An 8,013-nucleotide genomic window follows, 5' to 3' on the forward strand; every position below is an offset into this window, starting at 1 on the left:
GAATGGAACGTCACCACGGCCAGCCGTCCGCCCGGTTTCAGTACGCGTTCAGCCGCAAACAGCGCTTTGGCCAGTTCGCCGAGTTCGTCATTGACGAAAATGCGCAGCGCCTGGAAGACGCGGGTCGCCGGATGGATCTTGTCCTTCGGCGCGCGGCCGATATGCGTCTCAATGGCGTCGGCAAGGTCGAGCGTGCGCTCGAACGGATGTTTTTCGCGACGGTTTTCGATCATCCGGGCAATGCGGCCGGCATGGCGCTCTTCGCCAAGAAACCCGAAGATGCGGGCAAGATCGCCCACCTTGAAGCTGTTGACGACATCGGCGGCGCTCAGGCCAGCCTGCGCCATGCGCATGTCGAGCGGCCCGTCGGCCCGGAACGAAAAACCGCGCTCCGCCTGATCGATCTGCATCGAGGAGATGCCGATGTCGAGCACAACGCCGTCGGCGCTTTCGACATGCTCGTCCAATGTCGAGAACGGCGCCTGAACCAGCCTGAGCTTGCCGCCCGATTGTTGTTCGAGGACACGACCCGCAGCGATCGCGTCTGGGTCGCGGTCGATGGCGACAACCGAGGCGCCGCTCGCAAGAATGGCTTTGGTGTAGCCGCCGGCGCCGAAGGTACCGTCGACGATCACCTCTCCCGCCCCAGGCGAAAGCGCCTCCAGCACTTCGGCAAGGAGGACCGGAATGTGACGAGCCGGTCCGCCAGCGGCATGAGGGTCATCGCCGTAGCCCACCATCATTCCAGTCGCTCCCCAGGCGTCGTCCCCTGCCGAAGCTGCAAAAGCCGGGCGCGTGCTTCCGCCCCATAGGCGGTGAGCCGTCCAGGTTCCCAGATCTGAAAGAAATTGCCGCGACCGACAAACGCCGCTTCCGCGGAAATGCCCGTGTGCTCGCGGATGAAATCGGTCATCGAGATGCGGCCGTCCTGATCCAGCTTGAGAAAGGTTCCATCGCCATGGCAGAAGAACGACATGTCGTCCGCCGTCTGCAGAAACGGGTCCTCCTGCGCGATGCGCTGCTCGTATCGGTCGAGCAGGTCGAGCCCGCCGACATCCATCGCCGGACGATCCAGGCAGCGCAGCGCATAGAGTTCCGAATAGCCGCGCTTCTGCACTACCGCACGGAAATGCGCTGGAACGGACACCCGCCCCTTCGCATCGATCCTGTTCACCGCGCTTGACAGAAACCGGTCCATTACGCGTTACGGCCGCTTGCGCCGCCGCACCCCTCTGCATCTTGCCCTCCGCGCCGCCGCGGCGCGGTCCCTGCCCAAAACTCACTTCGCTCCGGGCGAAAATAGGCAAACGCGCAGCCGCCGCGGCTGCCCGATTGGCGTACGCTTCACCCTGACGCGGAACGAAAGCTTGAATATCGAAATGGGATATCATGGGGCGTTATGGGCGTCAACGGGAACAAGCTTCACAAACGTGCGCGTCACAACCGATGAGAGCAGCTTTGACGGCACTCCCGTCTTTATGCTCCATTAAGCCTAACGAAGCGTTTAGAGCTGCTTGGCCTAACCGGAGGCGGCTTGCCGCGGATCGCCGCCACGCATAGCGTCGGTCCGTCCTTTCCCGGTCAGAAACAAGGTTTGAAAGTCCATGTCCGAAACAGCCAAGTCCCGCGCCGCGGCACTTCCCCATCTGCGTCGCGGCAGGCTTGCCAAGGGCGACCCAATTCCCCTGCCCCTAACTATGGCCGCCATTTTCCACGCACCCGGCGACGCCACCGGATTCGATCAATATGGCCGCTTCAGCAATCCGACCTGGGACGCGGTCGAACACATGCTGGCGCATCTGGAAGACGCGCCATGCGTCGGCTTTCCCTCGGGAATGGCTGCAATCTCGGCGGTGTTCTTTGGGTTGCTCAAATCCGGCGACCGTATCCTGCTGCCGTCGGACGGCTATCACACCACCAGAGCGCTGGCAGACCGCTTCCTGAAATCTTTCGGCGTCGCCTACGATGTCCGGCCGACATCGAGCTTCCTCGACGGCGGCTTCGATGGATATCAACTGGCCTTCGTCGAAACGCCCGCCAATCCGGGACTGGATATCTGCGACATTACGGCTGTCGCCGAAGCCGTGCACAAAGCAGGCGCGATCCTGGTGGTCGACAACACGACGATGACGCCCTTCGGCCAACTACCGCTCGATCTCGGCGCCGACATCGTCATTGCCGCCGACACCAAGGCGCCTAATGGCCATTCCGACGTGCTGTTCGGCCATGTCGCCAGCCGAAATCCGGACATCATCGCCGCCGTGTCCGGCTGGCGCGAGACCTCGGGCTCTATTCCCGGCCCGTTCGAGGCATGGCTGGTGCATCGCGGCCTCGAAACGCTGGAGGTTCGTTTCGACCGCATGTGCTCCTCAGCCGAAGTGATAGCGCGGCGGCTGGAGAGCCATGGTGCGATCAGCGACTTGCGCTTTCCGGGGTTGGAAAGCGATCCATCAAACAATCTTGCCCGCGCCCAGATGGAGCGCTTTGGCTTTCTCATCTCGTTCGTGCTCGCCTCGGAGGACAAGGCCGAGGATTTCATCAACAACTGCGCGTTGATGCAGGCGGCGACTTCGTTCGGAGGCATCCATACTTCGGCGGAACGGCGAGCGAAAAGAGGAGACGCAGTTCCGCCCGGTTTCGTTCGCCTGTCGGTCGGCTGCGAGCCAGTGGAAGAGCTTTGGCGGGCGATCGAGGCGTCGCTGGACGGTATCAGCGGCTGAACGGGTCGATCACGAAGCCAGATCGTCGGCTTCGATATTGCGCCGGCCATGCAGCACCCGCAGGATTTCGACTGCATCCTCGCCGACACGATACAAGATGAGATATTCGCCGACGACCAGATGGCGGATGCCGGGCGCAATGTCTTCGCGCGGCGCGCCTGAGAAGGGATAAGTCGCCAGTTGCTGCCAGCGGGCTTCGATCCGGTCGAGCAGCCGGTCCGCTGCGGCCTCGTCGTCTCGCGCGATATGAAGCCAGGTCGCGATCAAATCCTCTTCTGCATTTGCAGTTCGGATTATGGGCAGCAAATTCATGCCGCGTTATCGGATTTCAATCGTCTGCGCGCTTCGGCCTTGATTTCCTCGATCGACGCAAAACGTCCCGGTCCGCTGTCGATCCCCTCCTGCACCAGTTTGCGCAACTCCTCGACCGTATAGCCGTGCAGATCGCGCCGGTCCTTCCATTGCCTGAGCGCGTCGCGGATCACCTCGCTCGCCGAAGCGTATTCGCCGGCGGCGACCACGTCGTCGACCGCCGCCGCCAGTTCCGGCGAAAGCGTGATGCTGCGTTTGTCGACCTGACCCATGATGCGCTCCTGATATTGCCCGTATATGGTACGATTTAATCGCACCAACTTCAAGAAACGCTTGTTCCGCGCACAGCCCAGCAAAGCTGATTCAGTCAATGAAGCGCCTGAACCAGCAGGCGCGCCCGAAGACGCAACCTGCTGATATCAGGGAATTTCCCTATAAAAATCTGGAAGAAAATTGCCAGCTGGCCTGTAAGCCGGGTTCTGTATGGCCCTCGCCCCTTGCGGCGCGAGAACGTGGCGGCCATTCATCTTGGGCGCATGTTGCCATGCACCTCACGCAACCTACCCGGACGGTGAGCCGGAAACAGCCCTCGAGGGTTTCCCCTCGCACCGCCCCTATTCGGTCTTGCTCCCGGTGGGGTTTGCCGTACCGCTCCTGTTGCCAGTCGCGCGGTGGGCTCTTACCCCACCCTTTCACCCTTACCACGACGGATCGTGGCGGTTTGCTTTCTGTGGCACTTTCCCTAGGGTCGCCCCCGCCGGCCATTAACCGGCACCGTGTCTCCATGGAGCCCGGACTTTCCTCACCCGCAGCCTTTCGGCTTCGCGGGTGCGGCCGCCCGGCCAGCTGGCAAGGCGTATAAAGGGGTTCACGCCCGAAAACGCAAACAAAAAAGCAGGTTTCGGCTTATTACGCCGGCGCTCCAAGCGCTGCCAACTGCACCTTGACCTTGCCGCAATAAGCCGCGGAAATCGGGTTCATCCGCTTGGCGCCATGTCCGGCATTGTATTTCAGGATCGTGCCGCAGGTGGTGCCGCCGCCGAGGTTCCGCGCCATGGCGAGGTATTTCATGCCGTATTTAATGTTGGTCTCGGGATCGTAGAGGCCCTTGATCGAGCCGCTGTAACCCATCATCCGCGCCGTCGACGGCTTGATCTGCATCAGGCCGATCTCACCGGCGCTGCCGACCTGGTTCGGCTGAAAGTTGCTCTCGATCATGATGACAGCCTTGGCGAGCGAGACCGGCACACCATTGCTGGCGGCATGACGCTCGATGATTGTCGAATACTGTCCGCTGCCGCCAGCGGCCGCCGCCTTCGGCGCCGCCGCCCGGCTCTTCCGGCCGATCGACGCCGTCGTCGCCTGGTCGATGCGGGTCCTGTTGCGCTTCACACGTCGCTTGGAGATTGCATTTTTTGCAGAGGCTGGCTTTTTCACTTTTACCCCAGCTTTTTCCACTTTCGCGGATGCTGGCTTTTTCACCTTTACCGCAGCAGCTTTTACCGCCTTTGCGGAGACTGCCCTTTTTTTCTTCGCATCTTGGCCGGCTTTCGGCGTGGCGGTTTTGTCGGACGCGGTAATAAAACCCTGGTCGGCCCGCTGGCTCAGTGGCGCGCCATTGGCCGCACCGATGGCAAAAGTTATTACGCCGGCAGCAACAGCTGCCGTTAAAACGGTCAATTTCTGCATGGGATCCTGTTCTGTTTGAACCGCGCGAAGAACTTCACGCAGCTACGCTAATCAACATCGGAACATTTGGGGGGCTGTAGGTCCGACAATTTGCACGGATCGCCTTTGACGGTCGAATTGGCGGCAAAGAAGGCGAGGCAAGTCACTTTAAGTGACAGATTGTAACTTAACGATCAGGAAAAGATTACTTGGCCGAAACTGCCCTTACGGAAGCAAGCAGTCTTTCCAGCGTGCGGATTGTCGATCCGTCGGCCACGCCATCCACTTTGCGTTGCCGGAAATGCCGCTGGAAAGCCTCGACGACGATTTCGGTCTGCCGGTCGAAAGCACCTGACATCTCCACGCCATAACCATACAGCGCCAGCATCGATTGCAACGCCTCGACCTCGGCAGACGCGTCGCCGGTCTTCAGCACCGCGCCACGCCTGACGGGTGCCGCTTCGACGAGGTGGCCGACACCGGCTTCGAACAGGGCCTTCCAAGGGAATTTCTCGCCCGGATCGGTCTTTCGTCCCGGCGCTACGTCGGAATGGGCGAGCACCCGTTGAGCTGGAATGGAATGGCGCTGAACGATCCCGTTGCACAGACCGATCACGGCATCGATCTGCTGTTTCGGAAAATTCCGATAGCCCAGCGAATGCCCCGGATTGACGATCTCTATGCCGACCGAACAGGAGTTGATGTCGCTGCGTCCGAACCACGAACTCTTGCCGGCGTGCCAGGCGCGGTCGCTTTCCCTGACCATCTGGACGATGCGGCCGTCCTCATGGACGAGATAGTGCGACGAAACCTCGCTGGCCGGATCGCACAGCCACGCTTCGGCGCCGGCGCCGGTCTTCATGCCGGTGTAGTGCAGCACGATCATATCGGGCTTGACCGTCTCGCGTCGTGGACCGAAATTCGGCGATACCCTTACCTCGGCGCTCGGCTCGTCGGGCAGGAAGCCGCTCATGCGTGCCGCAGGCCCCGTTCGATCATCTCATAGGCCGCGTTGATCGCCGCTATCCTGCTCGTTGCGATCTTGATGAATTCCTGCGGCAGGCCGCGTGCGATCAGCCGGTCGGGATGGTTGTCCGAAACCAGCTTGCGATAACGCTTCCGGACCTCCTCGAACGGTTTTCCCCGCTCGATGCCGAGCACGACATAGGGATCGGCCGCACCCAGATCGACGTGCCGGGCCAGAATGCTCTGATAATGCGCCTCCTCGATCCGAAAGATCTCGGCGATACGATGCAAGAACTGGCCTTCGCGCTCGTGGACCAGCCCGTCAGCCTTGGCAATGTGGAACAGCCCATCGAGAATGTCCTCCAGCATCACACAGTTCGAATGACCGGAGCCGCAAAGCTGCGCCATGCGCTCGGCATAGGTTTCGAAGCCGGCGATGTCGCGCTTGGCCAGATCATAAAGCCGCGCCACGTTGCGCGTCTGCTCCTTCGGCACTTCGAATATCTGCTGGAAGGCGCGCACTTCGTCCTGCGTGACAATGCCGTCGGCCTTGGCCATCTTGGCCGACAGCGCGATCATCGCCACCGAGAAGGCGACGCGCCGGCGCAGATCCGCATCGCCGGAGAAAACCGTGCGCACGGCCTCGACGACGTCGGCGACACCCGACGAGGTTGAGGACGAAACGCGCGTAATGAAGTCGCCGAGGCGATCCCAAATCGACATGAGCACCTATTAGGGCTAACCGGCCACCGCTATCAAGCGAAGACAATGCCGCAGGGCCGGCTAACCGATTTTGTGAGATGCCCGAGGCAGCCGGCGCTAACCGTCGATTGAGGAAAGCCAGCAGACGGCAGCCGCGACACCGGCCATAGCGCGCGAAACCGCAGGCCTTGTGACATCTTGCTGTTCGTGGCCGCCTGGCGGCGGGCTTCGGCTATGTCGTCTCGTGGAAACTGGCGAGGAAAATGCCCGGCTGGTAGGTCGTCTGCTGGACGCTATTGCCCACGTCAGCCAGGCACAAATTGCCTCCGTCTCCTTCACTTTGCCATTTCGGCCCTTCTGCTGGGCGAAAAAGTGACGGGCCAAACCATACCGTTCGCGCTGCGGTGATTGCCATCGCCGCAAGGCACGCGTGTCTTGAACCAGATGCTGGGAAGGCCGGCATGATGCCGGCCTTCCCAAATCTTCAGTCAGATAAACTACTGCGCCGGCGCAGGAGCAGGCTCTGCCGGAGCCGGCTCGGCCGGCTTCGTGGCGTCAGGAGCCGGCTGCATCGGCTGTTCGGCCGCCGGCGGATTGGTGCTCTGCGTGGTTGTGGCGTCGCCGCCCGTGCCGCTGTCGCTGCAAGCCGCAACGCCAAGCAGGGAAAGCGCCGAAACCGACGCAAGAATGAGTTTCTTCATGCTATCTCTCCTCTAATCACGCCCCCGCTAACGGTGACGATCGAGGACAGAATGCATCAGGCGCCTATGAGTTTCGTAACGTTGCATTTCCGAATGTAACATCACCTGCTTTCGCCGTTGCCGGTCAGGCAACTGCGAATTAACACATTGAATCAATAAAATGCATTGGAGAGCTGCCGTGATCGCCAAATGGGATTTCTGGATTGACCGCGGCGGCACCTTCACCGATGTCATCGGCCGTGACCCGGAAGGCGGGCTGCACCCACGCAAACTGTTGTCCGAGAATCCTGAAGCCTATGCCGACGCCGCCATCCAGGGCATTCGCGAACTGCTCAGATTAAAATCCGGCGCTCCGATCCCATCCAGCCTGATCGGCGACATCAAGATGGGCACCACCGTTGCCACCAACGCGCTTCTGGAGCGCAAGGGCGACCGTGTGCTGCTGCTCATCACCAGGGGATTTCGCGACGCACTGAGGATCGCCTATCAAGCGCGGCCCGACATCTTCGCCAAGGAGATCATTCTTCCCGAACAGCTCTACGAGCGCGTCATCGAAGTCGACGAACGCGTGCGCGCCGACGGGAATGTCGAACGGCTGCTCGACATTGCCGCCTGCCGGCCGGCCATCGAGCAAGCCAAGGCGGACGGCATCGATGCCGTGGCGATCGTCTTCATGCATGCCTGGAAATATCCCGACCACGAAAAGGCGGTTGCAAAAGTCTGCAGGAAACTGGGTTTTCATCAAGTCTCGGTCAGTCACGAGGTCTCGCCGCTCATCAAGCTGGTCGGCCGCGGCGATACCACGGTGGTCGACGCCTATTTGTCACCGATCCTGGCAAGGTATGTGCAGAAGGTGGCGGGTGAACTGGGCGTCCTCTCCCCCCTCGAGGGGGAGATGGCCGCGAAGCGGCCAGAGGGGGTCATCTCAGAAGGCACCGCCAGAG

General features: G+C 61.2%; 10 protein-coding genes and 1 other RNA gene. 2 read left to right on the forward strand and 9 right to left on the reverse strand.

The annotated features are described in order from the left end of the window. Together rsmH and mraZ are read right to left on the reverse strand one after the other, a co-directional pair. Nucleotides 1-743, reverse strand: a 743-nt coding sequence (rsmH, locus tag E5W87_RS31325) for a 16S rRNA (cytosine(1402)-N(4))-methyltransferase RsmH (RefSeq protein ID WP_292406582.1), incomplete at its 3' end; no start/stop codon positions are given. Beyond that, nucleotides 740-1,198 (reverse strand): division/cell wall cluster transcriptional repressor MraZ, encoded by a 459-nt coding sequence (mraZ, locus tag E5W87_RS31330; RefSeq protein WP_292406587.1) that lies wholly within the window; start codon nt 1,196-1,198, stop codon nt 740-742. The genes mraZ and rsmH, both read right to left, overlap by 4 nt. Before the next feature lie 406 nt (nt 1,199-1,604). On the opposite strand from mraZ, the gene E5W87_RS31335 reads away from it, so the two are divergent. Beyond that, nucleotides 1,605-2,720, forward strand: coding sequence for a cystathionine gamma-lyase (locus E5W87_RS31335; RefSeq protein WP_292406590.1), 1,116 nt, complete (start codon nt 1,605-1,607; stop codon nt 2,718-2,720). Between the two features lie 9 nt (nt 2,721-2,729). On the opposite strand, the gene E5W87_RS31340 is transcribed toward E5W87_RS31335, so the two are convergent. The 7 genes from E5W87_RS31340 to E5W87_RS31370 all read right to left on the reverse strand — a co-directional run bounded on the left by E5W87_RS31340 (nt 2,730) and on the right by E5W87_RS31370 (nt 7,069). Next, nucleotides 2,730-3,032, reverse strand: coding sequence for a type II toxin-antitoxin system RelE/ParE family toxin (locus tag E5W87_RS31340; protein ID WP_292406593.1), 303 nt, complete (start codon nt 3,030-3,032; stop codon nt 2,730-2,732). Next, a complete protein-coding gene (locus E5W87_RS31345; RefSeq protein WP_292406596.1) occupies nt 3,029-3,304 on the reverse strand; it encodes a type II toxin-antitoxin system ParD family antitoxin in 276 nt (91 codons plus the stop codon). Before E5W87_RS31345 ends, E5W87_RS31340 begins: the two co-directional genes overlap by 4 nt. A gap of 180 nt (nt 3,305-3,484) precedes the next feature. Beyond that, nucleotides 3,485-3,882, reverse strand: an RNA gene (rnpB, locus tag E5W87_RS31350) — RNase P RNA component class A. 59 nt (nt 3,883-3,941) lie between these two features. After that, a complete protein-coding gene (locus E5W87_RS31355) occupies nt 3,942-4,721 on the reverse strand; it encodes a lytic transglycosylase domain-containing protein (RefSeq protein WP_292406599.1) in 780 nt (259 codons plus the stop codon). A gap of 184 nt (nt 4,722-4,905) precedes the next feature. After that, nucleotides 4,906-5,673 (reverse strand): N-acetylmuramoyl-L-alanine amidase, encoded by a 768-nt coding sequence (locus E5W87_RS31360; protein ID WP_292406602.1) that lies wholly within the window; start codon nt 5,671-5,673, stop codon nt 4,906-4,908. Beyond that, entirely contained in the window at nt 5,670-6,389 is a 720-nt protein-coding gene (locus E5W87_RS31365; RefSeq protein WP_292406605.1) for a DnaJ family molecular chaperone, read from the reverse strand. Before E5W87_RS31365 ends, E5W87_RS31360 begins: the two co-directional genes overlap by 4 nt. Nucleotides 6,390-6,865: 476 nt before the next feature. Beyond that, nucleotides 6,866-7,069 (reverse strand): hypothetical protein, encoded by a 204-nt coding sequence (locus E5W87_RS31370; RefSeq protein ID WP_292406609.1) that lies wholly within the window; start codon nt 7,067-7,069, stop codon nt 6,866-6,868. A 178-nt stretch (nt 7,070-7,247) separates the two neighbouring features. On the opposite strand from E5W87_RS31370, the gene E5W87_RS31375 reads away from it, so the two are divergent. After that, nucleotides 7,248-8,013 (forward strand): hydantoinase/oxoprolinase family protein (locus tag E5W87_RS31375; protein WP_292406611.1); only part of this gene is annotated, 766 nt, incomplete at its 3' end.

The organism is Mesorhizobium sp. (assembly GCF_004962925.1).
Lineage (GTDB): Bacteria > Pseudomonadota > Alphaproteobacteria > Rhizobiales > Rhizobiaceae > Mesorhizobium.

Bases quoted from the DNA above. Each gene is read 5' to 3' on its own strand.
- mraZ (WP_292406587.1), bottom strand. From the start codon at position 1,198: ATGGACCGGTTTCTGTCAAGCGCGGTGAACAGGATCGATGCGAAGGGG.
- E5W87_RS31335 (WP_292406590.1), top strand. From the start codon at position 1,605: ATGTCCGAAACAGCCAAGTCCCGCGCCGCGGCACTTCCCCATCTGCGT.
- E5W87_RS31340 (WP_292406593.1), bottom strand. From the start codon at position 3,032: ATGAATTTGCTGCCCATAATCCGAACTGCAAATGCAGAAGAGGATTTG.
- E5W87_RS31345 (WP_292406596.1), bottom strand. From the start codon at position 3,304: ATGGGTCAGGTCGACAAACGCAGCATCACGCTTTCGCCGGAACTGGCG.
- E5W87_RS31355 (WP_292406599.1), bottom strand. From the start codon at position 4,721: ATGCAGAAATTGACCGTTTTAACGGCAGCTGTTGCTGCCGGCGTAATA.
- E5W87_RS31360 (WP_292406602.1), bottom strand. From the start codon at position 5,673: ATGAGCGGCTTCCTGCCCGACGAGCCGAGCGCCGAGGTAAGGGTATCG.
- E5W87_RS31365 (WP_292406605.1), bottom strand. From the start codon at position 6,389: ATGTCGATTTGGGATCGCCTCGGCGACTTCATTACGCGCGTTTCGTCC.
- E5W87_RS31370 (WP_292406609.1), bottom strand. From the start codon at position 7,069: ATGAAGAAACTCATTCTTGCGTCGGTTTCGGCGCTTTCCCTGCTTGGC.